Below are 24,331 nucleotides of genomic sequence, written 5' to 3' on the forward strand. Positions count from 1 at the left end.
CTAGAATGCTTTGACGCGACAACGTGTCATGACGAAGTTACTTTTTGTTTTGTCACTCTAGGGGCCTTATGAATTGCTTTTTCCTCTAAATCTTCCACCGACTCCCACATGCTTTCATTTACACTCGGGTGCGGGTAGGAAGGAAACAACAAATCCTCTTGTCTTGCAACCATTTCTAATGCAAGCGTACCGGTACTGATCATTTCTACCGCTTGGGCTCCCATCATATGAATACCCAAAACCATATCTGTTTTCGCATCTGTTACCGTTTTACTGAAGCCTTCTTTTTGCCCCAGAATGCTTGCATACCCATTTGTTTGGAGGGTGCTTTCCCCTATCTTTACTTCAAACCCATTTTCAATCGCAGATGCTTCTGTCATTCCGACAGTTGCAATTGGAGGTATGGTTTGAACGATTCTAGGAAGAAAAGTAAAATCGCACTCGGATTGATGGCCTGCAATGTTTTCAGCCGCCACTTTTCCCTGTTTAATGGCTTTAACTGCCAAGGCAGGGCCTTCTGTAATATCACCGATTGCATAAATGGAAGCAATATTAGTACGGCATGCTTCATTAATATTGATAAAGCCTTCTTCATTCAAATGAATGCCTGCACGCTGAACTCCAAGTGATTCTGTTGACGGTTCTCTTTCTTCCGCACAATAAAGATGTGAACTTTCTAGAATAACTGATTCATTCTTACCGAGTTCAAGTGCCACTTCCCACTGATTTTCATCGAATTTGAACTGAGGAGTTGTATGAGTCTTATAGACCTTTATTTTTTGCTTTTTCAACTGTCTCTGCAATTCTTTATTTATGGAAGGATCAAATGTAAATTCATGCTGTTCTGGCGGAAAAATCAATGTCACAATTGAACCTAAACTGTTAAATGTTGTTGCAGCTTCAAGGGTAAAATCATCGTTTCCATATAAAATAAGCTCATTTGGCAATTCTTCAAGGTTCCAGATCGAAGTGGGTGTTAAAGCATGATGATGCATTTCTGCGATTGGCTTCTTATTGCAACCGGTCGCAATAATTACATCGTTAAAAGTGAACGTATCATATTGGTGCCCATTCTCCACCCCTATTTTAGTGGGAGATATAAAGGATGCTTCTCCCTCTATGATCTCAATTTTATTAGCTTTACATAATGCCACAACACCTTGAAGCAGTTGCTCGACAACCTTCTTTTTGTGTTCCTGTAATCTCGGCAAATCAAATGTGACACCGCTTGTATCCAACCCGAGCTGCTGAAAAGATCCCATCCGTTGGAAAGATTGGGCTGCTGTAGTATGTACTTTAGATGGGATACATCCTTCATTTAAGCAGACGCCGCCAAGCTTGTTTTTTTCAATGATGGTAACCTGTCGACCTAACTGGGCCGCTCTGATTGCAGCGTGATAACCACCCGGGCCGCCTCCGATCACCATTACATCCCGTTCCTGAGTAAGTTCGCCAACAACCATTTAAACCAGCTCCAGCATTAATAATTTTGGTTCTTCTAAAAGTTGAGTCAGCCTGTTGGTAAATGCGACAGCTGTAGCTCCATCTGCCACACGATGATCGAATGACATGGAAATGTTCATGATGGACCGAATAACAATCTCTTCCTGCTCATTTACAACCGGACGCTTTTTAGTTTTATGGAAGGAAATCAAGCCTACTTCCGGCTGATTGATAATCGGTGTAGCGCCAATACTTCCACCAAGAGGACCGACATTACTGATGGTAAAACTTCCACCAGTCAATTCCTTCATGGAAAGCTTATTGTCCTGAGCCTTTTTCGTTAACTCTTTTAAGTTGGCATGTATTTCTTTTAATGACTTCCTTTCCACATTACGAATCACAGGGACAATTAGGCCATCTTCGGTATCTGTGGCGATTCCCATGTGATGCTCTTTTATCAACTCAATCGTCTCTTCCTCTTCATTCAATCTCGAATTAAAGATTGGATAATCTTTTAAGGCGATGGAGATGGCTTTAAGGAATAATGCAGTAGCTGAAATGCTTTGATTGCTTTTTTTCCATATTTCTCTTAGTTCTAATATATTAGTTACATCTACTTCTTCAAAGTGTGTACAATGTGGAATGGTGAACAGGGATTGTGACATTTTTTTGCCTATTTGTTTTCTTCGACCTCTGAATGGAATGGTCGTTGCAGGTTCTTGATGTTTAGTAGATTCTGTTTTTGTTTGGGTTTGCTGGACTGACTGTTCTTCCACTTGAACTTTAGGTACAGGCTGCTCTTTATTTTCTATAAATCTATATACATCTTCGTCTGTGATTCTACCAGCAGGGCCGGTCCCCTCAATCTGTTCAATATCAACCCCGGCGTCCCTTGCAATCTTTCTAGTATAAGGGGCAGCCATGATTCGAAATGACTTTATTTTTGTTGGTGGTTGATGTTCACTTGTTGAATTGACACTTTCTGTGGAAGTGTTTGTATGTGTAGGTTTGGGAGAAGTTTTTGCCTCTTTCCCAGCTGATTCAGCTTCTAATAGAAATAAGGTGGTCCCAACAGGAATGGTTTCCCCTTCTTTGACCAAAATTTCTTTAATGACTCCTGCATATGGTGCTGGTATTTCAGCAGTCATTTTATCTGTCTGAACCTCAACTAGAGGCTCATCTGGCTTTACTTTATCTCCTTTTTTAACAAAAAAAGATAAAATATCAGCCTGTGTCATGCCTTCCCCAATGTCATGAAGTTTGACCTCGATCATACGTTGAACCCCCTTTCACTAAAACTTCATCACTTTATTTACTGCCGCAACCACCCTGTCAGTAGTTGGCAGATAGTAGTCTTCAAATCCAAAATATGGAACAGGCACATCAAATCCCGTCACGCGCTCCACCGGCGCCCTTTGATAAAGGAACGATGTTTCATTGATGATGGCAAGAACATCCCCACTTACACTTGTTGCCGCATGGGCTTCGTGCACAATAACCGTTCTCCCTGTTTTTTGGACAGATTCTGCAATAATATCTTTGTCAATCGGGTAGAGGCTTCTCAGGTCGATCACTTCGCAACTTACACCCTCAGACTCTAGTTTTTTTGCTGATTGAAGGGCAACCGGAATCATCGCTCCCCACGCAATAATGGTGACATCCTCGCCTTCCCTGCAGATCTTCCCTTTCCCGATTTCAACTGTATATTTCCCTTCTGGCACTTCTTCTCTGACAGAACGATAACAACGCATCGGCTCCAAAAATAGTACCGGATCAGGATCCTCAATTGCAGCAATCAATAAACCTTTAGCGTCATATGGGTTAGACGGACAAACCACTTTAATTCCCGGCATATGGGTAAAAATTGCCTCTGTACTATCTGAGTGGATCTCCGGGGCCCTTACTCCAGCCCCATATGGTGCTCGGATGACCATTGGGACGGTGTAATGTCCCATCGTTCTTGCCCTGATTCGTGATGCATGCGTCATGATTTGTTCGTAGGCAGGATAAATGAATCCAAGAAATTGAATCTCTGTAACCGGACGGAAACCATTTATGGCCATTCCGATTGCGGCTCCGATGAAACCAGCTTCACTTAAAGGGGTATCCAATACACGATCTTCGCCATATTTTCGTTGCAGGCCTTCTGTAGCACGGAAAACACCGCCATTTACTCCAATGTCTTCACCCATGAGAAGGACATTTTCGTTTTCACGTAGCATGGTGTCTAGTCCGTCCGTGATCGCTTGAACCATTGTCAATGTCTTCGTTTTCAATGCCGTTTCCACTATGCTTCACCTCTCATCAGTTGAAGAAGTTCCTTTTTCTGCTGCTCAATTCCCCATGTCGGTTTTTCAAAAACGTAGTCGAACATGTCTGCAGGGTTTGCTTTTGGAAAATTCTCCATTTCCTCTATTGCTGTATCGACTTCTTGAGAAAGCTCCGCTAACATAGATTCTTTCCAGTCTTCTGCAAACCAGCCTTGATTTTTCATAAACCGTTCCAAGCGAAGGATCGGGTCATTCTCGCGTCTCTTCTCATTTTCAGATTGGTCTCGATATTTGGTTGGATCATCAGCAGTGGTGTGGGCTCCATATCTCCATGTTACCGCTTCAATTAATGTTGGCCCCTCGCCGTTTCTTGCTTGTTCTAATGAATCCAACGTATGAAAATAAACGGCAAAAACATCATTTCCGTCAATTCTGACGCTTCTCATATCATAAGCAAGGGCTTTCTGAGCAATTGTTTCGGTATTCATTTGTTTGGATAATGGTACCGAAATGGCAAAATGATTGTTCTGGTTAAAAAACACAACCGGCGCCTTAAGAACACTTGCAAAGTTTAACCCTTCATGAAAATCCCCTTCAGATGTTGCTCCATCCCCAAAATAAACAATACTTGCATTTTTGGTTCCTTTTCTTTTCTCTGCATAGGCCGCGCCAACAGCATGTGGCAGTTGGGTTGCAATTGGAATCCCCGGCGGAAATACTTTCTTCCCATTTGCCGGAATACATCCTTCATTTCTTCCATTCCAAAATAGGAGGATGTTGCGAAGGGAGTGTCCGAACGTCATGGTTGCCCCGTGATCCCTATAGGAAGGAAATAACCAATCATCTTCATTCAGTGCCATCGCACTTCCAACCTGGGATGCTTCTTGCCCCTCATAAGGTGCATAGGTCCCTATGCGGCCTTGGCGTTGAAGACTTATACACTTTTTGTCAAAGGTGCGAATTCTGAGTAAATGCCTATACATGGACTTTGCCAGTTCTTCATTGATTCTTTCTTCGTACGCTTTATCAAGGAAATTCCCCTGATTATCGATAATTTGAATGATAGGAAATTGATCGTTCAACTTATTTCCCCCTCTATTAAACTCGTACTGACCATTTTGGTCGCTTGGAATGTGTAAAGAAGCTGTTTCTTCTGCTTCTGTCTACTAATCTCTGTTCACAGAAATTATTTGCTGCTTCCACTGTCGTAATATTCATTTTCTCTGCTTCTTTATATACATCCATCAAAGAGTTGTAGATAGCCATTGTTTTGCGAAGAACACGCTCTTTGTTCGGTTCATATAGTTCATCTGCCACTTGAATCAGTCCACCGGCATTGACAATGTAATCTGGAGCATAGAGGATTCCTTTTTCCTGCAGCATCGCACAGTGATGATTTTCGATCAGCTGGTTATTGGCAGAACCTACTACTGCTTTTACCTTCAACTGTTCTATTGTCTGATCGTTAATGATGCCTCCAAGGGCGCACGGTACAAATACATCTGCATCCACCGAATAGATTTCATCTCCGCCAACCACTTTGATACCAGCTCCAATTTCTTTCGCTTTGGACACAAGTTGGTTAATGGCGAATTCATTGATATCAGATACATAAATGTCCGCTCCAGCATGCATTAGCTGCTCTGCCACTTTTGCCCCGACCTTCCCAAGTCCTTGGATTGCATAACTTTTTCCGTAAAGGTTTTTTGAACCCCATAGTGTAAGGTTTGTCGCTTCAATTCCGTAGATCACTCCTTGAGCTGTTGGAACGGAGGAATCCCCACTTCCGCCATACACCTCATCTACTCCCACAATACAATTTGTTTCTTTTAAGGCATGCACAAAATCCTCTGGTGATGTTCCCATATCTGTGCCAGTATAAAAACGTCCGTTTAACGATTCGACAAATTGACCGAACGCTCTAAATAGTTCAGGCGTTTTGTCTTTATTAGGGTCACCAATGATGACCGCCTTCCCTCCGCCAAAGTCTACATCAGCTGCTGCACATTTATAGGTCATCCCTTTTGAAAGACGAAGAACATCATATAATGCGGCATCCACTGATTGATATGGTTGCATCCGGCATCCGCCTAAAGCAGGCCCTAAAGTTGTGTTATGTATCGCAATAATGGCTTTTAAACCTGTATCTGGATCATTACAGAATACAACTTGTTGGTGTTGTTGAATTTTATCGAACATTTCCATTCCCCCGACTTCAGAAGTAAGCGTTTTCATATTTGTCAAAGCAACCACCCTTTTTCCATTATTCTTTTAGTCTATCATTGTTATGATTTTACTTTTTGGTAATATAACTTGCGTAACTTCCCCTTCGCCAACAACACGATATTCAGAAAATATTAGGACTTTTGTGATGATGAAGTTCTTTTTAAGACCCACTACCGTTGCTTCTAACGTTAAAATGGTTCCCTCTTTTGCCGGTGCCAGATGCTTCACTTTAACTTCTGCACCCATTCCTTCTTCTGTCTCATCCAAAATCCCTAAAATTATTTGCCGTGAAACCCACTCCATGTGATAGACCATCATTGCTGTGGAGTACACGGGATGCACTAGTTCTCCTTCAAACTGGGCAAACATTTCATTGGTAACGGTGATTTGAATGGAATGTTTCGTACCTAAGGTTAGTTCCGGCTTCATGTGCTCACCTCAAAACGTATAACGTTTATTCAACGCTATAATAACATTTCGTTAAATGAACAGTCAATAAATTGTAGAAATTTTATAAATAGTCAATCATAGATGGTGAGAAGTTATGTTGATTGGAATGACAGACGCGCAGACGCCTTGCGGGAGGAAGGATAACGGCGATGAAGACTTCTCTTCTACTGATTTCAAGTCACTGCGGTCTTCATACGCGCAATGAGGACCTCTCTTCTCCGGTTTCCTCGTCACTGAGGTCTTCATAAGCGTGATGAGGACTTCTCTCCTTCTTTTTCCTCGTCACTGAGGTCTTCATAAGCGGGATGAGGACCTCTCTTCTCCATTTTCTTCGTCACTGAGGTCTTCATAAGCGTGATGAGGACCTCTCTTCTCGGGTTTCTTCGTCACTGAGGTCTTCATCACAACGAATCCAGCATTCCATAATTTTATAATTTCTTAAACAATAAAAAAGAGGAAATGACCAGGTCATTCCCCCCTTCTACTATCAACTTAACAATGCTCTGTCGTTGGTCATTGCTTGACCGCGAATTCGCTGGAATTCAGCTAACAATCGTTCAATGGTAAGAGATTTCTTTTCTTCCTCTCCCACTTCAAGAATGATTTGCCCCTTATCCATCATAATTAAGCGATTCCCCAGATCCAAAGCCTGCTGCATGTTGTGGGTCACCATCAGTGTGGTCAACCCTTTTTCTGCAACGATTTCTTTTGTGATGTTGGTAATCAATTCTGCACGAGAAGGATCAAGTGCAGCAGTATGCTCATCCAAAAGCAGAATATCAGGTTCTGTGAATGTTGCCATCAAAAGTGACAATGCTTGTCTTTCCCCACCTGAAAGCAATCCAACCTTTGCACTCAATCTATTTTCCAAACCAAGGTGCAACGTTTCGAGCACCTCTTTGAAATAGGTTTTTCTCTTTTTTGTCACACCCATCTTTAAGGTGCGATTTTTATCTCGTGAATAGGCCATTGCCAAATTCTCTTCAATCGTCATCGTAGGAGCCGTTCCTGCCATCGGATCCTGGAACACCCTTCCGATATATTTGGCTCTTCTGTGCTCTGCCATATAAGTGACATTGCGTCCATCAATCTCTACCTTTCCTGTATCAGGCGTCAGCACTCCTGAAATCATATTCATCAAAGTGGACTTGCCGGCACCGTTACTACCGATGATGGTAACGAAATCGCCTTTTTTCAAGGAAAGGTTGATGGTATCAAGCGCATTTTTTTCATCTAATGTTCCTTCATTGAAGATCTTGTTAATCTGTGTTAAATGTAGCACGTTGATCCCCCTTTTCATTGGCAGATTGTAAAGATCCCAGTTTTAGCATCTTCTGTTTTTTCCTCTTTCGATCTTTGTAGCCATCAATGAATTTAGGGGTGATAAGCGCCAAAATAACAATGGTTGCCGTAATGGCTTTCAAGTCACCGGTTTCTAAAAATTCCACCCTCAATGCAAGCGTCACAACAATACGATAGATGATGGCACCGCCGATAACGGCAAACGTGGTCCATGCAATCGTTTTAGTACCAAAAATGGCCTCTCCGATAATAACAGATGCCAAACCGATGATAATCATCCCGATCCCCATTCCAACGTCTGCATACCCGCCATGCTGAGCGATCAATGCCCCTGAAAATGCAACCATGGCATTGGAAATCCCTAGACCAAGAATAACCAGTCCACTTGTATTGGCAGAAAGGCTTCGAATCATCCGCTTATTATCACCTGTAGCCCTGATTGCCAAACCGATTTCCGTCTTCAAGAACAAATCGGTTATGATTTTAATGGCAAACGTCACTATCAACATGATGAAGATGATTCCCCATGTTCTAGGTACAAATGCACCTAAACCGATAGTGGAGAAAATATTGTTTAAAAATTCATCTATCCCGGTATTCCCCCACCAAGAACGGATGTTGGTGAAAAAGGTATCACTATTTAATAATGGAACATTCGACCTTCCCATAATTCGCAAATTGATGGAATATAGGGCAATCATCATTAAAATACCAGATAATAGTGGATTAATCTTTCCAAACGTATGTAAGGAACCGGTAATGCACCCTGCGATAAATCCTGCGACCATCGCCACCACTGTAGCTGTGACGGGACTATAGCCACTTACAATCATTGTCGCAGCAACTGCAGCGCCAGTTACAAAGCTACCATCTACCGTCAAATCGGGAAAATCAAGGACCCTAAAGGAAAGATATACCCCTAGGGCCATGATCGCGTAGATGATTCCCAATTCGACTGAACCAAAAATTGCTGTTACCATGTCAGAATCATCTCCTCGTTGTCTTAAAATTTCTTATTTTTCATCATAGAACTCTGCAAACTCCGTCCAAGCATCTTGCACTTCCAAGCCTTGAGCTTCTGCAGCTTCTGTGTTAATAGTTAATTTCAAGCTTTGAGGGTAAGAAACAGGAATTTCAGAAGGATCTTTTTCTCCTTTAAGAACTTGAACAGCCATTAAGCCAGTTTCATAACCTAAGTCGTAATAGTTGAATCCACTTGCCGCAACTGCTCCTGCTTCCATGGAATCAAGATCTCCTGCAAACAAAGGAATCTTTTCATTCGTTGCAACTGTAATGAGTGATTGTATAGCTGAAACAACCGTATTATCTGTAGGCATATAGATAGCATCTACTCTTCCAATTAAAGATTCAGCAGCCTGCTGAACTTCTGCAGATGTAGAAACGGATGCTTCTACTAGAGTTCCGCCTTTTTCCTCAACAAGACTTTTCACAGTTTCGACCTGTACAACGGAGTTTTGTTCACCAGTATTATAGATAACTCCGATATTTTTCGCACCAAGCTCGTCTACCATGAAATTGATCGTAGTAGCAATTGCATCAGGATGTGTATCTGAAGTGCCTGTGATGTTTTCACCTGGCTTTTCAAAGGATTCTACCAGCTCTGCACCAACAGGATCTGTTACAGATGTAAAAATGATAGGAATATCTTTTGTTGCCTGCAAAGCACTTTGCGCACTTGGAGTAGAGTTAGCAAAGATCAAATCCACCTCGTCTGCAACAAACTTGTCTGCAATAGGCTTATTGTTATTCGGATCTCCTTGGGCATTTTGAACATCATATTTGACATTGTCGCCTTCTTTGTAGCCATTGTCCTCTAGCGCCTTCTTGAACCCTTCAAACGCAGCATCCAATGAAGGATGCTCAGCAATTTGGGTTACCCCTACAACCACTTGGTCCTTTGCATCCCCGCTTGTTGAATCGGAACTACAGCCAACTAGTAAAGCTGCGCATGCCATACTTGCCAAAATAGATTTCATCTTGAACTTTTTCATACTTATCCCCCTTATATATGTTTTTAAGCTACATAAAATTATGTAAGCTTTTGAAACCGTTTACATTATGTGATGGTCTATGATGGATAAAACGTCATTCGTTTTTTCAACGTTATATTAACACCAAAAAACAAATAGTGTCAATATATTCGAAAAATTTAAATAAATTTATTATTTTACAATAAATACGCCATTTTTCCCTAAAACCCTTTTTCTTTTTGTAAATAAAAAAAGAAACCTCTGAATGCATAAGAGGTTTCTTGACATTTATAATTGGGCAACTGCTTTTTGTAGTTGCTCTTTTGCTTCCGTCACCATTTGCTCAAAAAGTTCACTTACACTTGGGATTGTTTGGATGATACTTGATATTTGTCCGCCGTTAATAAACCCTTGCTCGAGTTCACCTTCTACTGCACCTTTAATGTGGTGATCCTCAGTAGTTAACAAATTAAACTCTTCAAGTGTAATCCCTTCCTGCTCTTTTTTAAGAAGCAGGTCTGCATATGGAGTACGAATAACCCGTCTCACTCTTCCGACTGTTCTGCCAACAATGACAGTCCCCTGATCGTCAGCCGCTAAGATGGAATTCTTGTAATGATGGTGAAAAGGTGCTTCTTTCGTAGCTATCAATCTAGTCCCCATCTGCACTCCAGAGGCACCAAGGGCGATAGCTGCAGCAAGCCCTTTTCCATTCCCTATTCCCCCAGCTGCTACAACAGGAATGGACACAGCCTCTACCACTTGTGGAATCAATGTCATAGTGGTTGTTTCAAGGTTAGAATTAATACCGGCAGCTTCATAACCTTCTGCCACAATAATATCAGCGCCAGCATTTTCTGCTTTCATCGCCTGCTTAGGAGAAGCTACCACACAAATGATCGTTATCCCATGTTCTTTTAGCATAGGAATAAAAGGAGCTGGATTCCCGGCTGATAGGGAGACAACCGGTACCTGGTGCTTAATAATGAGCTTCAGAACTTCTTTTGTATATGGAGAAACCGACAAAGCAACATTCACTGCAAAAGGTTTTTCCGTGAGTTGTTTCGTTTTTATGATGATCTCTTCCACATCTTCGGGCTTCAACGTTCCTGCCCCTATTGTACCGAGGCCGCCTGCGTTCGAGACAGCTGCAGTTAATGTAGCATTACTGATATTTCCCATTCCGCCTTGGATGATTGGAAAATTTATTTTTAGTATTTCTCGTAGTTTATTCATCAATTATTTCACCCCTCGTAAGAATAATGTTATACTAATTTTAATATTTAGACAATAATATTTAGGGAGTGAGTAATAAATGATTTATCCTTTTGGTGGAAAAAAACCTCAACTTCATGATTCTGTATTTGTAGCACCAGGCGCTCGAATTATCGGTGACGTAACGATTGGAGAAGAATCGACTGTTTGGTTTAACGCGGTTCTGCGAGGGGATGAAGGACCGATTACAATTGGTAAAAGATGCAGCATCCAGGATAATGTAACTGCACATTTATACGAAGGATTCCCGTTGGTGGTTGAAGATGAAGTAACCGTCGGGCATACTGCCATTCTTCATGGCTGCACGGTTAGAAAAAGATGCATCGTAGGTATGGGTTCCACAATCTTGGATGGAGCTGATATTGGGGAAGAAAGTATCATAGGTGCCAATACATTAATTCCTTCCGGTAAAAAGATTCCTCCACGTTCGTTGGTTGTAGGGTCCCCTGGTAAGGTTATTCGTGAATTAACAGACAAGGATTTGGAGCTCATACAGTTGTCCATTGATACATATGTGCAAAAAGGGAAGGATTATCAGGGGGAATTGGGAGAATAATAGACGGAAGTTACGTGCAGGACCGAGCTGGATAAATGGCTCGGTTTTTTGTTTGTTGAATCATCATTAGTGTAATTCTTGATTGTCGTGATGAAGACCCCAGTGACGAGGAAATAGGAGCAGGGAGGTCTTCATAGAGGTGATGAAGACATCAGTGACGAGAAAATAAGAGTAGGGAGGTCTTCATCAAGATGCTTTGATTCGATATTTGGTGAATTGGTCTTTATCGATTCTGGCTTTTTATATTTAATTTGTTAGGTTCTACAACTTTATGATGATCTTCGACATTAAACTATGAACCTTCTACACTTTCTAAAAGCCCTTCTACCATAAATAACAAACCTTCTACACTTTTCGGCCCACCTTCTACCTTTCAACAAAAAATCGACATAAGTATAATGTACCATAACAAAGTTATGTAAACTGATTTTCTCCACCAAAAACAAAAAGCACTTCCACCATCTAAAGTGGAAATGCCCCCATCATTCCATAATATAAGGATGATTCATCACATCATACTTCTTATCCTTCAATTCCAGCTCATTTCCATCCTCAAAGACACCTTCAAAAAAGCGGGAAGCAGGCTCCGCCAACTCTTTATAATACTCACTAAATAAAGAAGCTGCATGACTGCCAAGCCACATATCCGGCAAAAGCTCTTCAGGCAGACCCGGATCAACGAACAAAAACTTTCTGTATTCATGGACAAGCTTCGTCCGCTCCACGAAACATTCGGCGTCGGTCATTTGACCTTTTCCAATCTTATTCTTATCGATGATATACTTCTGACTATACTCTTGAATAAATTGTTGGTACCTTCCATTTATCTCATTCAGATCCCAACTTTTCATAACAAGTCGTTCATTTTCGTATGGACCATGATATTCAGAAATAAAGAAGTCTACATACTCCTCTATTTCGTATTTGGCAATAAGGTCTTGTACTTGTTTTTCCAACGAGTTGGGCGAAATCCAGCAACTGTTTGATAACGTTCCAAAGCCACTCCATACCAACTCTTTACGCAGTTCATCCCGGACACTTCTGATTTCTTCTGGAATGGTATACATGAGCATGCGCCATTTTCCATCCCAGCTATCCGTCTTCAGCTTGAAAATACGTTTGGCAGCTTCATCGATTCTCTTAACGCCTCGTTCTGTTAAAAAGTAATAACTTTTGTTTCCCTTTTTCTCCGCTTGGACCCATCCCTGCTTATTCATGCGTGATATTGCCGCACGCACGGCTTGATCATTATGACCAAATTCATTTAGTAATTTGATCAAACTTCCGATCCAAATTTTATTCCCATAATGTCTAACATAGTCACCATATAAAGTGAAAATCATTGATCTTGTATTCATTTCCTGCATCCTCTTTCTACCACATAAGATAAATCGCTATATTACAGTAATTTCATTTTATCAGAGTAACGCGTTATAGAAAAGACGGAACGGAAAACTTATCCAAGCATCCTCCAAAAAAACACCCCAAAGAATCATAGAGTATCAAGCTCTATGATTCTTGTGGTCTCTCTACTATCGTCGCGATCCCCTGACCTACACCTACACACATTGTCGCAAGGCCGTATCGCACTTCCCGCTTGTTCATTTCATGCACCAGCGTAGTCAGAATCCTTGCCCCGCTGGCACCAAGAGGATGGCCAAACGCAATCGCCCCCCCGTTTACATTCACTCGACTAGGATCTAATTCCAGTTGGCGCATACATTCAAGTGATTGAGATGCAAATGCTTCATTCAACTCAATGAGGTCTATCTCTCCAACAGACAGTCCTGCCCGACCGAGTGCCTTCCTGGTAGCGTAAATTGGCCCTATTCCCATTATAGAAGGAGTAAGCCCTGCAGCGGCAGAAGTAATATACCTCGCTAAAGGCTTTAAGCCAAGCTCCTTCGCTTTTTCTGCACTCATCAGGAGCAATGCCGATGCACCGTCATTGACACCGGACGCGTTACCTGCAGTGATTGTCGTGCCTTCGCCAAAAATTGGCTTTAGTGTACTCAGTTTTTCCAGACTCGTCTCAGGTCGTGGGTGCTCGTCGCAGTCAACAATTGTTTCCTTGCCTTTTCTATCCATAATAGTAACTGGTACCATTTCTTCCTTAAAGCGGCCCGACTCCATTGCCTTTTTTGCTTTTTGCTGGCTTTCAAAGGCAAATACGTCTTGATCTTCGCGGGAGACGGAGAATTCTCTTGCCACGTTTTCTGCTGTTTGAGGCATCGTGTCGACACCGTACATTTTTTCAAGCTTTCTGTTGGTGAATCTCCAGCCGATGGTTGTATCCACTAACTCCATGTTTCCTCTAGGATAGTCCATTTCGGGCTTTGCCATGACAAAAGGAGCCCTTGTCATGCTCTCTGTCCCTCCAGCTATGAAAATGTCGCCTTCTCCCACCATGATGGCGCGTGCCGCATAATTTACAGCATCGAGACCGGAGCCGCATAAACGGTTGATAGTTGTTCCTGCCACTTCTACCGGAAGACCAGCCAATAGAGCACTCATCCGTGCAACATTGCGGTTATCTTCTCCTGCCTGATTGGCGTTTCCGAACACGACTTCTTCAATTTCATTTACGGGCACACCTGGATTTCTTTCGACAAGGGCCTTGATTACTATTGCCCCAAGGTCATCTGGGCGAACGGCCTTTAACGCACCTTTATACCTTCCAATCGGTGTTCGGCAAGCATCTACAATTACAACTTCCTTCATAATGGACACCTCTCTCGTTGTTTATTGGTAGTCATAAACTCCTTTTCCACTTTTCCTGCCCAGTCTTCCGGCTTTCACATACTTTTCTAGCAGCGGTGCCGGGCGATATTTTTCGCCTAACTTTTCATGAAGATACTTCAGGTTATTTAGCCGTGTATCCAATCCCACCAGGTCTCCAAGTTCGAATGGCCCCATCGGATAATTAAGTCCAAGTTTGATAGCTTTATCAATTTCTTCAGGTGTACCCACACCTTCTTGCAACATGTAAAAGGCTTCGTTCCCGACAAGCGCACTGATTCTGCTTGTCACAAAGCCAGGAAATTCATTGACAACCACCGTTTCTTTCCCCATTCTTTCTGCAGCATTACGGATAAATTCTGCCGTCTCATCGCTTGTTTCCAAACCACGGACTATTTCGACAAGCTTCATTTTATGTACTGGATTAAAGAAGTGCATCGCTATTACTTTTTCCGGTCTCGATGTGAAGCTTCCTATTTCAGTTGGACTCATGGTAGAGGTATTGGAAGCAAAATAACAATGCGCAGGTGCAACCTTGTCTATTTTTTCGTAGACAGATTTTTTGATTTCCATATTCTCTGGTACCGCTTCTATAATAAGGTTGGCTTCCATCACGGCTTCTTCAAGTTTGGTAGAATAATATAGACTATCTCTTAATTCCCCTGCAACGTGCTCTGTTAATTTTCCTCTATCCAACCCTTTGGTAATGATGGCTTCTATCTCGTGTCTGGCTCCTTCAAGCTGTTCGTCCTTCACGTCTATTAGTGTTGTATGATACCCGCCTAGCGCACTTACATAGGCAATACCGCGTCCCATAACACCTGAACCGATAACAACTACTTTTTCCATCTAGACTCTCCTCCTTCATCATGCTGTAAAAAAAGCAAAGAGGACCATGCCTCTTTGCTCCAGGATTAAGATTTATTCTATTTATACACCGAACGGATTAAGCGGGCGATTTCCAAAATAGGAAATGATGCTCTTCGTTTCTGTGTAAAGATCAAGTGTTTCGATGCATAGCTCACGGCCGAATCCGGATTGCTTATATCCACCGAACGGCGTGCCAGGGAATGCGGAGAATGGGCAGTTGACCATCACGATTCCAGCTTGAATTTGTTTTGCAACACGGGTTGCACGGCCGTGGTCTTTCGTCCAGATTGCTGAACCTAGTCCATATTCACTGTCATTCGCAAGTTTAACCGCTTCTTTCTCATCGCTAAATGGCATAACAACCACCACAGGACCGAAAATCTCCTCTTTTACTACTTTCATTTCGTGTGTAACACCTGTGATAATGGTTGGCTCATACCAGTAACCATTTTCATAACCTTCTACTTTAGCCACTTTACCGCCTAAAACGATGTTAGCTCCTTCTTCTTTTGCAGATTGAACATAGCCGTCAATTACATCTAACTGAACTTGGTTGATGATTGCACCAATATGAGTTTCTTTTGCAAAAGGATCTCCAAGGGAAAGCTTTTTCGCTTTTTCTACGAACTTCTCCATAAACGCGTCATAGATATTTTCGTGGACATATAGACGCGAGCGCGCTTCACAAGATTGACCTGTGTTATAGAAAATTCCAAACAAAGATCCGTCTACTGCTGCATCAATGTCTGCGTCTTCAAATACTAGATTAGGAGACTTCCCGCCAAGTTCCAATGTTACTCGTTTAAGTGTCTGGGAAGCTTTCTCCATAATGTCTTTTCCGATTGGAGTTGAGCCAGTGAATGCTACTTTGTCTACTTGAGGGTGTTCCACCAAGTAGTTTCCAACTTCAGACCCAGCACCTGGGATGATGTTGACAACTCCTTCAGGAACTCCTGCTTCTACGCATATTTCACCTAATACAATGGCAGTTAGCGGAGTTAGGGTAGCTGGTTTCACGACAACGGAGCATCCTACTGCTATTGCCGGGGCAATCTTCCATGCTGCCATCATTAATGGATAGTTCCATGGAATGATTTGCGCACAAACGCCTACCGGTTCTTTTTCAGTGAAGTTGTGGAATTGTCCTGGAACATTATTAACAGACCCCCGGTGTCCAACGATAGCGCCTGCATAGAACTCAAAGTCTTCGATAGCTTGCATCACTTGCCCTTGTGCAGCTGCAAGAGACTTACCAGTATCTAAAATCTCTAACTCTACCAACTCATTGAAACGGGAACGCATGATAGATGCAATTTTATTTAATGTTCTTGCACGCTTGTTTAAAGGAAACAGCTTCCATTTTCCTTTATCAAATGCTTGACGCGCTGCTTGGACCGCCTTTTCCGCATCTTCTTTAGAAGCTTTCGCGATCGTTGCAACCGCTTCTCCTGTTGCAGGGTTGTACGTGGTAAAGGTTTCTCCTGTGGAACTGTCCATGCGTTGTCCTGCGATAATAAGTTGATAAGTGTCTCGTTTCATATCAAGTTGCTCCATTTTTTGCTCTTTAACTGTAGACATACTCTCATCTCCTCTAAGTTTTTATTATCTTCCTTTAAAAGCCGGTTTCCTTTTCTCTATAAAGGAAGTTACCCCTTCTTTATGATCTACAGATAGACCGGCAATTCTCTGACCATACGCTTCCTGTTCTAAATATTCCTCATACGACATGTTCCAACTAGCTTGTATGGAACGCTTAATGAGTCCTATTGCTTGAGTAGGCATGTTAGCAAGTTTGTTCGCAAAAGCTTCCACTTCTTCGTTCCAACTGTCTACTGGGACCACTTTGGTGACAAGCCCGAGTTCTTTTGCTTGTTCTGCTTTTACCTTTTCTCCTAATATAGCTAACTCCAATGCTTTTGCAGTTCCTATTAATTTAGGGAGAAAATACAGATTCCCAGAGTCAGGGATTAACCCGACATGTATAAACGCCTGGACAAAGCTTGCTTTTTCAGAGGCAATACGAAAATCACATGCTAAGGCTAGGCTGAAACCTGCACCGGCAGCAACCCCATTTATCGCAGCAATGACAGGTTTTTCACAACGGGACAACTGTTTCATCATTGGCCCATATCTTGTACGCAAGACATGCCCGTGATCCATATTTTCATCCACTTCTGCAAGGTCCTGACCGGAGGAAAATGCTCTGCCTTCCCCGGTAATGACAATGGCCCGAACACTTTCATCCGAACTTGCCTGCTTTAATGCTTTCGTAATATCTTTGTTCATCTGCTCTGTAAACGCATTCAATTTATCCGGCCGGTTCATGATGATCCAGGCAACCTGGTTCACTACTTCATATTTAATGGTTTCAAACATGGTATCTCCCCCTTATTCCCCTTCAAATTTGGGCTTGCGCTTTTCCTTAAATGCACGCATACCTTCTTTTTGATCGTTGGATGCAAACAAAAGATAAAAGTTCTTTCGCTCGTATTGCATCCCTTCATAGACGGAATAGTCCACTGCCTTATGGACAGATTCTTTGATCAATCGAAGGGAAAGAGGCGGTTGTTTAGCTATTTTTTTTGCGAAATTCATAGTTTCTTCCATTAATAGTTCTTTCGGGATGACCCGGTTGATCACTCCATAGTGCAATGCTTCCTTTGCACTCATTCTGTCACCGGTAAGCAGCCATTCCATTGCTTTTGATTTCCCCATTAGTTTCGTCAATCTCTGGGTTCCACCGGCTCCGGGCATGACTCCGAGGCTAATTTCAGGAAAGCCGAATTCGGCATCTTGAGCTGCAAATAAGATGTCACAGCAGAGGGCAAGTTCAAATCCTCCCCCAAGGGCAAAGCCTTGAACAGCACCGATAATAGGTTTCTTTACCCAAGCAAGTCGATCCCATTCAGTGAATTGATTTAACAGTTCAAGCTCGATCGCTGTTGCTTCTGCCATTTCATCGATATCTGCTCCTGCGGCAAACGCACGGCCGTTTCCAGCCAGTACCATAGCTTTGACTTCATCGTTTCGATCAAACTCTTCTAAAACGGTCACAATTTCTGAAACCATCGGACGATTGATTGCGTTCAACACTTTAGGTCTATTGAGTTTGACGATGCCGATCGAGCTTTCGATGGAAACTTCGATATATTCGTACGTTTTACTCATTCACTTCTTCACCAATCATCAAAGTAACAAGATTGCCGGCGAAGCTCATTAAATCCTTTCCAGATGCTTTCGCTTCATCCGTTCTCATTGCTTGCTTTAGAGCGTCATGGCTATCGTAATACATTTCACACATTAAATAGTACTTGCCTTCTCCGCCCATTGGACTGCCTACTACTTTCGTTACTTCCATCTTGCGTAGACCAGGGATCTTAGCAGTGATAGGTGCATGCGTGTCAAAGTAGTGCTGATCGAAAGCTTCCTTGTTTTCCGGGTGTTTGTAAAGCGCGATTAATTTTACCATTCTAACTCTCTCCTTTTATGGGCTCGGGATTTCTTCAGAGCCGTTAATTATGTAATTGCCGAACAGAAGGTTTTTCTGTAAGGCATTGGTACTTACATCATGGTTGATACGGGTTTCATTGCTTCGAAAGGATTTTTGCATCCTTTGCAGTAGAGAATGCTTCTACAGGCGGTCGGCCCGAAGATGTTATCTAATGTTGTATAAGTCGATCCGCAATAAGGGCAATCTACATGCCATTCTCCGGAGTCATCCAGTGTCGGCGGTGGTGCAATCCCGAATTCTTGTAAATGGATTCTGCCTTGTGCAGTAATGCGGTCAGAAGTCCATGGTGGCTGGTAGATGAATTCCACCTTCACTTTCTCGAATAATTTTAAGCTACTAATCTCGTTTTCCACATTCTTTTTTATGATATCAAGGGCTGGACACCCCATGAATGTAGGCAACATCTGAATAGTCACTTCCTGATTGTTTACATCAATTGCTTCCACCATTCCGAGATCCACAACACTGACAGAATCTATTTCAGGATCTTTTACATGCTGCAGGGCATCCCAAACCTTCATGATATTTACTTCTTCCTGCATGATGTCATCATTCCTTTTTGTTGGGCTAAAAGGTGTATATGATTACCACACGGCTGCCGGATTGCTATTATAGACTTCGCTCAGCGTTAAGAGGGCATCATCTAAATCCTTGGTATGTTCACCTTTTCTGCCGTTACCACTTTTCATTCCCATATTGTTAGAAAAAGTCAATCCGACATTTTCAAATACAGACGTTAGTTCATCAATAAAGCGGCGGCGAATATCCTCTTCAGAATCTATTAATTGGTGCTGTGTAATCTGATCACCAGTTGGGCCCATTAACAATACGCCGTCAAAGTCTTCCATTACTCTATCAATGGCTGCTTTCATTCTAGTCTTAGCCTCGCCATTAGCTGTGCACAACTGTCTGAACCAGGTTCTCCAGTGTAACAAGTGATAGTAAAGCTCCATATTCACTTTTACAGCCACATGTTTCAGAGGTTCATAGGAGGAATTTTTCAATGCCTCGACCTTAATTTTTTTGGCCTGTGTGTAAAAATAATGCCTAACAACTGTATATGCCCAGTCATATTTAGGTTCTGTCAGATAGGTTCCGGATCCGTTCACTATTTCCAATAGAACCGCATTCACTCTATCTGTTGCTTTTCTTCCATGGGCAAGGGCATCCATATCCCCTTCGCCGAGATCCTCAAGCAGTTGATAATACATCGCAGCATGCCCCATTGTATCTTGGTTTATGGAAGAAAACGCCACGTCCTCTTCAATATGCGGAGCAAGGCCTAGCCATTCAGATCCCCTGTAAGCAATAATAAAATCGTCATCGGCAAGTTGATATAATAACGCGGTAAGGGCCTTGTAATAGGATGCATCCCTTTTGGCTTCTTCTATCGTTGCTATATTCATCCTTTTTTCTTCCCTCCCCAAGACATGATTTCCTGCTCATCAAGCATCCCCTGTTCATAGTGGCGCCATTTTTTCTTCAAATATCCATAGCCTTTCGTGTTTCGGTAGTCCTTATTGTCAATTCTCTGCAAGGATTGACGTTCTTCTTGAGACATTTTCCGAATATCACCGCGTTGCACCACCCAAATATCCACGGCAGGTTCCCGTCTCATAAAGTTTTCCTGTGCCATGACAAGCGCAATCTCTTCATTGGGTGCAAGTAGACTGAACTGATATTGCATCGGAGCTGTGTGGGTTCTCTTACTGAACACTTCAAATTCTTTGTAAAAACCTTTTGTAGTCAACTTTTAAGCTCCTCCCCTCACCCTGCTGTTGTTTCGGAGCTTAACGCTTCGCGAACCCATGCATTATTTTCGTGTGCAATTATTCTCAATCTCAGGCGATCCTGTGATTTAGGACCTTTATTTCTGATAATATCTTTAAAGTTGTTCCAATTCGGCTGTTTATAGATCCATTTATCTTCTTTCTCATCATAATGCATCGTTTCATCCGGCAATGTTAGGCCAAGCGATAACACTCTAGGGATGTATTTCGTGAAAAAGTCTTGGCGAAGTTCTTCATTGCTTTTGGTGCGGATGTTATATTTCATCGTAATGTCTTGCTTTGATGTACCAGTTGTGGAGGCATCTGCCGGTCCGAAGAACATCAATAAAGCTTCCCACCAACGATTAATGGAATCTTGTATCATATTTCTTTGTTCTTCTGTTCCTTCTGCAAGTGCCATAATAATCGCTTCGCCGTGTTGAGCATGAAAAACTTCTTCTGCACATATCCTCTTTAGCGCTCTCGCATAAGGTCCATAGGATGCATCTAGCATATTCGTCTGGGATATGATGGCCGCTCCGTCAACAAGCCAGCCGATAAGACCTGCATCGCCCCATGTTGGTGCTTCCATATGAAACACATTATGAAACTTTAAATCTCCTGAAAATAAATCTTGCATTATTTCTTCACGGGATTTCCCGTAAGGTTCCATCAAATCTTCCGCAACTCGCAACAGAAGCTGTCCATGGCCCATTTCATCCTGAACTTTAGCCATGATCCCGAGCTTTCTTTTTAAAGTAGGAGCTTTTGGTACCCATTCCTTTTCTGGAAGCGCTCCCATTATTTCGCTGATTGCATGCATCGAGATCAGTTTAATTAATGTTTTACGATATTCTTCCGGCATCCAATCGTCTGCTTCAATCTTTTCCCCAGCTTGGATACGCTGCATAAAATGCTCATGTTTCTCTTCTTCTGTCAAGCGGTCAAACGATAATGAGTTGGTCATTTTCGCCGCCTCCTATTTCTATAACGTTTATTTAACGTCATTATAATATAATGTTATACGTTTTTCAACACAGAAAGTTCTGAACTTTTTAAGCGTGAGAAAACCTTGTGTCGACAATACGTACCGCTTTCCCTTCAGAACGGGGGATTGTTCGAGGTTCCACCACGCTTGCTTTCACATTAATCAAGCATTTTGACTTCAAATCATATTCCACCTTTTGTGCGAGGATCTTCATTTCTTCCTGCCTTTTGGCTATGTCAGTTTGCAAAAATACATCCTCTTGCATCTCTACGTGTACTTCAACAGTATCTAACCTTTGATCACGCGAAACGAACAGCTGATAATGTGGTGCTAAATCTTTCATTTGCAATAATGTATGTTCAATCTCGGAAGGGAAGATATTTACACCTCTAATAATTAACATATCATCCACTCTTCCTTTGACTCTCGACATTTTCGTAGTCGTCCTTCCGCAAACACATGTCTCTCTTTTTATAGAAGCTATGTCACCGGTTCTGTAACGAATGATTGGCATTGCTTGCTTTGTAAGGCTCGTGAATACAAGCTCTCCTTCTTCCCCCTCTGGCAGGACTTCCAAGGTTTTGGGATTAATCACTTCTACATAAAAATGATCTTCTGCAACATGCAGTCCATCCTGCGCCTCATGACATTCCATTGCCACACCAGGCCCAATTACTTCACTTAATCCGTAAATATCACAGGCTTTGATAGCTAATTTATCTTCTAAAGTTTTTCTCATCTCTTCCGACCAAGGCTCTGCTCCAAAAATTCCGTACTGTAAAGAAGTCTCTTTTGGATTAATACCTAAATCTATCATTCTGTCAGCTATGTTAAGCACATAGGAAGGTGTACCACAAATGACAGTCGGCTGGAAATCCTGAATTAATTGGATTTGCCTATCTGTGTTCCCGCCAGAAACCGGAACAGTGATCATCCCAAGTTTTTCACTGCCATAATGAAGTCCGAGTCCTCCTGTGAAAAGGCCGTACCCGTAGGCATTATGAAGGATGTCTCCTTTCTTACCTCCAGCCATTGAAATGGCACGAGCTGCAATATCACTCCACATGTTGATATCTTCTTGGGAATAGGCAACAACTGTAGGCTTCCCGCTGGTTCCAGATGAGGCATGAAGTCTCGTTATTTGGCTTCGAGGGATAGCAAAGAGTCCGAATGGATAGTTCTCACGCAGTTCTTTTTTGGTTGTAAAAGGTAGTTTGTGAATGTCTTGGATGGTTTGAATATCAGAAGGTGTAATAGTTAAGCTAGTTATTTTTTGTCTATAAAAAGGAACATGTTGAAAGACTTTCTGTACGGTGTCTCTCAACCTGGAGGATTGAAGGAGTTGCATCTCTGATAAAGATAGAGTTTCAGAATCATGTAAGATCATCGATATTTCCCCTTTCACTTTTTTAATATAACGAATATATTCCGACATCACACAATATGTAATATTGTTCAACATCATAAAAATAACCCTGAAGGGAAGAAATGTCAACTGATAATTCTGAAGATTCTATTTTCGCGATTAAAAAGCAGAGGCTTTTAGCTCCTCTGCTTTTTCTCCGTTATTTTTAGTTCCATTGCGTCAATAATCTTTTCAATAGGTTCTTTGCCGTAATAGGTTACATAATAGATGATATGGTCTTTTCTGGAGAGAACAGAATTCTCTAAAACAACCATTTCATCAAATGCAGCTGTCTTGTAGACTGTAGCATCTCCTCTATGGAGTTCTTTTTGCCTATCTATTAAATTTCGGAACAGCCTTTTGGCTAAAACCTCGTTCAGTACAACATATTGACGCGATGTCAAAGAAGGACGATAAGGCCTGCTTCCATCTTCCCATTTCTCTCCTTCTACCTCGACAAGTTGATTAAGTTCGTACTGCTCAGGCACAAGGATGCTAGAATTTACAAAGTAGAAATTGTCACGATTAATGTTTTCTTTATAAGAATATGGCTCATGGAAATTACTATCAGTAAAATCTTCAATCTTGACGACAGGTAATTCCTCTTTTGGAATAGGCGGAAAACTTTTTGCCAATGGTGTATTGCCTGATTTACTGATCTCATATATGAAAACGACTGCAAAAAAAGGAATTACGCTTAATCCTATAATCATATTCAGCAAATATTTTTTTCGATAGTCAGTTGCAGGTTGGATTCTTTTGTTGGATTGGAGCTTTTTTATTATCTTATTTAAGTGGATTAGTCCCTTTAAAATGATGAAATTTATACCAACGAAAATAAAAATCTGTATGAAGGGAAACAAAAAATCATCATTTAGATAGTTACTAACAGGATCTAAAGTAAGCATGAATACAGCTAAAGCGATACCTATCAAAGAAATTAAAAAAATACCATATGCTCTTACCTTTAGAGTTCTTTTTAATTGGTTAATAGTTTCTGCTTGGTGGACTGGATCTGTATGTGTATCTTTTACGGAGCTATCAGGATTGTTCCGGAAGAAATGCAGGGGACCTCTTGAAGCGATATATTTCCAGCCGGCTTGTTCATATTGTTCGAGTTGGTCAGGATTTTGTTTGATGGGTTCCTTGAAAATGTCTGTTTTAAAGGTAACAGTCTGAGGTGCGGCTTTTTTAAAATGAGCCGTCAGCCTGTTCATTTTTGATAGTTCCCAGCCTTTTGCAGCCATATCAGAGAGCCATGCTTCTTGTTCGGCTATTTGCCATAAGTCCAGCCATAAAATCTTTTTCTTTGTTTTCACGTGTCTGTCATCCTTCCCCAACCGATCTTCACTCTAACCTTAATATTATATTAGAACGATTTGGGGGTAAAGGGAATATTTTCAAATAAGTGATCAGTTAACCCGGGATGAAGACTTCTCTCCTCATTTATTCTCGGCACTGAGGTCTTCATCATGGCGATGAAGACTTCTCTTCTTCTTTTTTCTCGCCACTGAGGTCTTCATAGCGTTAATGAGG

At 41.8% G+C, this 24,331-nt stretch carries 24 protein-coding genes; 1 reads left to right on the top strand and 23 read right to left on the bottom strand.

From position 1 onward, the window contains the following. Positions 1 to 26: 26 nt before the first annotated feature. The 10 genes from lpdA to K7887_RS11565 all read right to left on the bottom strand — a co-directional run bounded on the left by lpdA (position 27) and on the right by K7887_RS11565 (position 10,918). Positions 27 to 1,463 (bottom strand): dihydrolipoyl dehydrogenase, encoded by a 1,437-nt coding sequence (lpdA, locus tag K7887_RS11520; RefSeq protein WP_223489317.1) that lies wholly within the window; start codon positions 1,461 to 1,463, stop codon positions 27 to 29. Next, the gene (locus tag K7887_RS11525) at positions 1,464 to 2,714 is read right to left on the bottom strand and encodes a dihydrolipoamide acetyltransferase family protein (RefSeq protein WP_399209697.1); all 1,251 of its coding nucleotides are present in this window, start codon (positions 2,712 to 2,714) and stop codon (positions 1,464 to 1,466) included. Between the two features lie 21 nt (positions 2,715 to 2,735). After that, on the bottom strand, positions 2,736 to 3,698 hold the full coding sequence (locus K7887_RS11530) for an alpha-ketoacid dehydrogenase subunit beta (RefSeq protein WP_399209699.1): 963 nt from the start codon (positions 3,696 to 3,698) through the stop codon (positions 2,736 to 2,738). A 32-nt stretch (positions 3,699 to 3,730) separates the two neighbouring features. Continuing rightward, the gene (pdhA, locus tag K7887_RS11535; protein ID WP_223489322.1) at positions 3,731 to 4,795 is read right to left on the bottom strand and encodes a pyruvate dehydrogenase (acetyl-transferring) E1 component subunit alpha; all 1,065 of its coding nucleotides are present in this window, start codon (positions 4,793 to 4,795) and stop codon (positions 3,731 to 3,733) included. A gap of 16 nt (positions 4,796 to 4,811) precedes the next feature. Further along, positions 4,812 to 5,948 (bottom strand): Leu/Phe/Val dehydrogenase, encoded by a 1,137-nt coding sequence (locus tag K7887_RS11540; protein WP_010193997.1) that lies wholly within the window; start codon positions 5,946 to 5,948, stop codon positions 4,812 to 4,814. A 36-nt stretch (positions 5,949 to 5,984) separates the two neighbouring features. After that, positions 5,985 to 6,368 carry a thioesterase family protein gene (locus tag K7887_RS11545; protein ID WP_223489324.1) on the bottom strand — a complete coding sequence of 128 codons (384 nt, stop codon included), beginning with the start codon at positions 6,366 to 6,368 and terminating at the stop codon, positions 5,985 to 5,987. A 508-nt stretch (positions 6,369 to 6,876) separates the two neighbouring features. Continuing rightward, a complete protein-coding gene (locus K7887_RS11550; protein ID WP_223489326.1) occupies positions 6,877 to 7,671 on the bottom strand; it encodes an ABC transporter ATP-binding protein in 795 nt (264 codons plus the stop codon). Beyond that, on the bottom strand, positions 7,649 to 8,671 hold the full coding sequence (locus K7887_RS11555; protein WP_223489328.1) for an ABC transporter permease: 1,023 nt from the start codon (positions 8,669 to 8,671) through the stop codon (positions 7,649 to 7,651). The genes K7887_RS11550 and K7887_RS11555 overlap by 23 nt, the downstream gene beginning before the upstream one ends. A gap of 33 nt (positions 8,672 to 8,704) precedes the next feature. Further along, positions 8,705 to 9,703: an ABC transporter substrate-binding protein gene (locus tag K7887_RS11560; RefSeq protein ID WP_223489330.1), complete on the bottom strand. Its 999-nt coding sequence runs from the start codon at positions 9,701 to 9,703 to the stop codon at positions 8,705 to 8,707. Positions 9,704 to 9,970: 267 nt separating this feature from the next. Beyond that, a complete protein-coding gene (locus K7887_RS11565; protein ID WP_223489332.1) occupies positions 9,971 to 10,918 on the bottom strand; it encodes an NAD(P)H-dependent flavin oxidoreductase in 948 nt (315 codons plus the stop codon). 79 nt (positions 10,919 to 10,997) lie between these two features. On the opposite strand from K7887_RS11565, the gene K7887_RS11570 reads away from it, so the two are divergent. Further along, complete coding sequence (locus K7887_RS11570; RefSeq protein ID WP_223489334.1) at positions 10,998 to 11,513, top strand: gamma carbonic anhydrase family protein; 516 nt, start codon at positions 10,998 to 11,000, stop codon at positions 11,511 to 11,513. Between the two features lie 482 nt (positions 11,514 to 11,995). On the opposite strand, the gene paaX is transcribed toward K7887_RS11570, so the two are convergent. The 13 genes from paaX to K7887_RS11635 all read right to left on the bottom strand — a co-directional run bounded on the left by paaX (position 11,996) and on the right by K7887_RS11635 (position 24,114). Then, complete coding sequence (gene paaX, locus K7887_RS11575; RefSeq protein ID WP_223489336.1) at positions 11,996 to 12,871, bottom strand: phenylacetic acid degradation operon negative regulatory protein PaaX; 876 nt, start codon at positions 12,869 to 12,871, stop codon at positions 11,996 to 11,998. A 151-nt stretch (positions 12,872 to 13,022) separates the two neighbouring features. Next, the gene (gene pcaF / locus K7887_RS11580) at positions 13,023 to 14,234 is read right to left on the bottom strand and encodes a 3-oxoadipyl-CoA thiolase (protein ID WP_223489338.1); all 1,212 of its coding nucleotides are present in this window, start codon (positions 14,232 to 14,234) and stop codon (positions 13,023 to 13,025) included. Between the two features lie 21 nt (positions 14,235 to 14,255). Beyond that, positions 14,256 to 15,101, bottom strand: coding sequence for a 3-hydroxyacyl-CoA dehydrogenase (locus tag K7887_RS11585; RefSeq protein ID WP_223489340.1), 846 nt, complete (start codon positions 15,099 to 15,101; stop codon positions 14,256 to 14,258). 81 nt (positions 15,102 to 15,182) lie between these two features. Next, the gene (locus K7887_RS11590) at positions 15,183 to 16,700 is read right to left on the bottom strand and encodes an aldehyde dehydrogenase family protein (protein WP_223489342.1); all 1,518 of its coding nucleotides are present in this window, start codon (positions 16,698 to 16,700) and stop codon (positions 15,183 to 15,185) included. A gap of 24 nt (positions 16,701 to 16,724) precedes the next feature. Continuing rightward, a complete protein-coding gene (locus K7887_RS11595) occupies positions 16,725 to 17,498 on the bottom strand; it encodes an enoyl-CoA hydratase-related protein (protein WP_223489344.1) in 774 nt (257 codons plus the stop codon). A gap of 12 nt (positions 17,499 to 17,510) precedes the next feature. Continuing rightward, entirely contained in the window at positions 17,511 to 18,290 is a 780-nt protein-coding gene (locus tag K7887_RS11600; protein WP_223489346.1) for an enoyl-CoA hydratase/isomerase family protein, read from the bottom strand. Next, the gene (locus tag K7887_RS11605) at positions 18,283 to 18,591 is read right to left on the bottom strand and encodes an EthD family reductase (RefSeq protein WP_010193977.1); all 309 of its coding nucleotides are present in this window, start codon (positions 18,589 to 18,591) and stop codon (positions 18,283 to 18,285) included. Before K7887_RS11605 ends, K7887_RS11600 begins: the two co-directional genes overlap by 8 nt. Before the next feature lie 92 nt (positions 18,592 to 18,683). Then, positions 18,684 to 19,175, bottom strand: coding sequence for a 1,2-phenylacetyl-CoA epoxidase subunit PaaD (paaD, locus tag K7887_RS11610; protein WP_223489348.1), 492 nt, complete (start codon positions 19,173 to 19,175; stop codon positions 18,684 to 18,686). Positions 19,176 to 19,217: 42 nt separating this feature from the next. Further along, positions 19,218 to 20,039 carry a 1,2-phenylacetyl-CoA epoxidase subunit PaaC gene (paaC, locus tag K7887_RS11615; RefSeq protein ID WP_223489350.1) on the bottom strand — a complete coding sequence of 274 codons (822 nt, stop codon included), beginning with the start codon at positions 20,037 to 20,039 and terminating at the stop codon, positions 19,218 to 19,220. Continuing rightward, positions 20,036 to 20,383, bottom strand: a complete 348-nt coding sequence (gene paaB / locus K7887_RS11620) for a 1,2-phenylacetyl-CoA epoxidase subunit PaaB (RefSeq protein ID WP_223489351.1) — start codon at positions 20,381 to 20,383, stop codon at positions 20,036 to 20,038. The genes paaC and paaB overlap by 4 nt, the downstream gene beginning before the upstream one ends. Positions 20,384 to 20,400: 17 nt before the next feature. Beyond that, on the bottom strand, positions 20,401 to 21,369 hold the full coding sequence (gene paaA / locus K7887_RS11625; protein ID WP_223489352.1) for a 1,2-phenylacetyl-CoA epoxidase subunit PaaA: 969 nt from the start codon (positions 21,367 to 21,369) through the stop codon (positions 20,401 to 20,403). An 88-nt stretch (positions 21,370 to 21,457) separates the two neighbouring features. Beyond that, positions 21,458 to 22,777: a phenylacetate--CoA ligase family protein gene (locus tag K7887_RS11630; RefSeq protein ID WP_223489353.1), complete on the bottom strand. Its 1,320-nt coding sequence runs from the start codon at positions 22,775 to 22,777 to the stop codon at positions 21,458 to 21,460. 155 nt (positions 22,778 to 22,932) lie between these two features. Next, on the bottom strand, positions 22,933 to 24,114 hold the full coding sequence (locus K7887_RS11635) for a DUF2812 domain-containing protein (RefSeq protein WP_223489354.1): 1,182 nt from the start codon (positions 24,112 to 24,114) through the stop codon (positions 22,933 to 22,935). Between the last annotated feature and the right edge of the window lie 217 nt (positions 24,115 to 24,331).

Origin of the sequence: Sutcliffiella horikoshii (assembly GCF_019931755.1) — a bacterium.
GTDB lineage: Bacteria > Bacillota > Bacilli > Bacillales > Bacillaceae_I > Sutcliffiella_A > Sutcliffiella_A horikoshii_E.

What these genes read in the sequence shown, in the direction of transcription:
- K7887_RS11630 (WP_223489353.1), bottom strand. Translation starts at nt 22,777, where the DNA reads ATGATCTTACATGATTCTGAAACTCTATCTTTATCAGAGATGCAACTC.
- paaC (WP_223489350.1), bottom strand. Translation starts at nt 20,039, where the DNA reads ATGAATATAGCAACGATAGAAGAAGCCAAAAGGGATGCATCCTATTAC.
- K7887_RS11570 (WP_223489334.1), top strand. Translation starts at nt 10,998, where the DNA reads ATGATTTATCCTTTTGGTGGAAAAAAACCTCAACTTCATGATTCTGTA.
- K7887_RS11530 (WP_399209699.1), bottom strand. Translation starts at nt 3,698, where the DNA reads ATGGTTCAAGCGATCACGGACGGACTAGACACCATGCTACGTGAAAAC.
- K7887_RS11560 (WP_223489330.1), bottom strand. Translation starts at nt 9,703, where the DNA reads ATGAAAAAGTTCAAGATGAAATCTATTTTGGCAAGTATGGCATGCGCA.
- K7887_RS11555 (WP_223489328.1), bottom strand. Translation starts at nt 8,671, where the DNA reads ATGGTAACAGCAATTTTTGGTTCAGTCGAATTGGGAATCATCTACGCG.
- pcaF (WP_223489338.1), bottom strand. Translation starts at nt 14,234, where the DNA reads ATGAAGGAAGTTGTAATTGTAGATGCTTGCCGAACACCGATTGGAAGG.
- lpdA (WP_223489317.1), bottom strand. Translation starts at nt 1,463, where the DNA reads ATGGTTGTTGGCGAACTTACTCAGGAACGGGATGTAATGGTGATCGGA.
- K7887_RS11600 (WP_223489346.1), bottom strand. Translation starts at nt 18,290, where the DNA reads ATGAGTAAAACGTACGAATATATCGAAGTTTCCATCGAAAGCTCGATC.
- paaA (WP_223489352.1), bottom strand. Translation starts at nt 21,369, where the DNA reads ATGACCAACTCATTATCGTTTGACCGCTTGACAGAAGAAGAGAAACAT.
- paaX (WP_223489336.1), bottom strand. Translation starts at nt 12,871, where the DNA reads ATGAATACAAGATCAATGATTTTCACTTTATATGGTGACTATGTTAGA.
- K7887_RS11585 (WP_223489340.1), bottom strand. Translation starts at nt 15,101, where the DNA reads ATGGAAAAAGTAGTTGTTATCGGTTCAGGTGTTATGGGACGCGGTATT.
- paaD (WP_223489348.1), bottom strand. Translation starts at nt 19,175, where the DNA reads ATGCAGGAAGAAGTAAATATCATGAAGGTTTGGGATGCCCTGCAGCAT.
- K7887_RS11605 (WP_010193977.1), bottom strand. Translation starts at nt 18,591, where the DNA reads ATGGTAAAATTAATCGCGCTTTACAAACACCCGGAAAACAAGGAAGCT.
- K7887_RS11565 (WP_223489332.1), bottom strand. Translation starts at nt 10,918, where the DNA reads ATGAATAAACTACGAGAAATACTAAAAATAAATTTTCCAATCATCCAA.
- K7887_RS11595 (WP_223489344.1), bottom strand. Translation starts at nt 17,498, where the DNA reads ATGTTTGAAACCATTAAATATGAAGTAGTGAACCAGGTTGCCTGGATC.
- K7887_RS11590 (WP_223489342.1), bottom strand. Translation starts at nt 16,700, where the DNA reads ATGTCTACAGTTAAAGAGCAAAAAATGGAGCAACTTGATATGAAACGA.
- K7887_RS11540 (WP_010193997.1), bottom strand. Translation starts at nt 5,948, where the DNA reads ATGAAAACGCTTACTTCTGAAGTCGGGGGAATGGAAATGTTCGATAAA.
- K7887_RS11545 (WP_223489324.1), bottom strand. Translation starts at nt 6,368, where the DNA reads ATGAAGCCGGAACTAACCTTAGGTACGAAACATTCCATTCAAATCACC.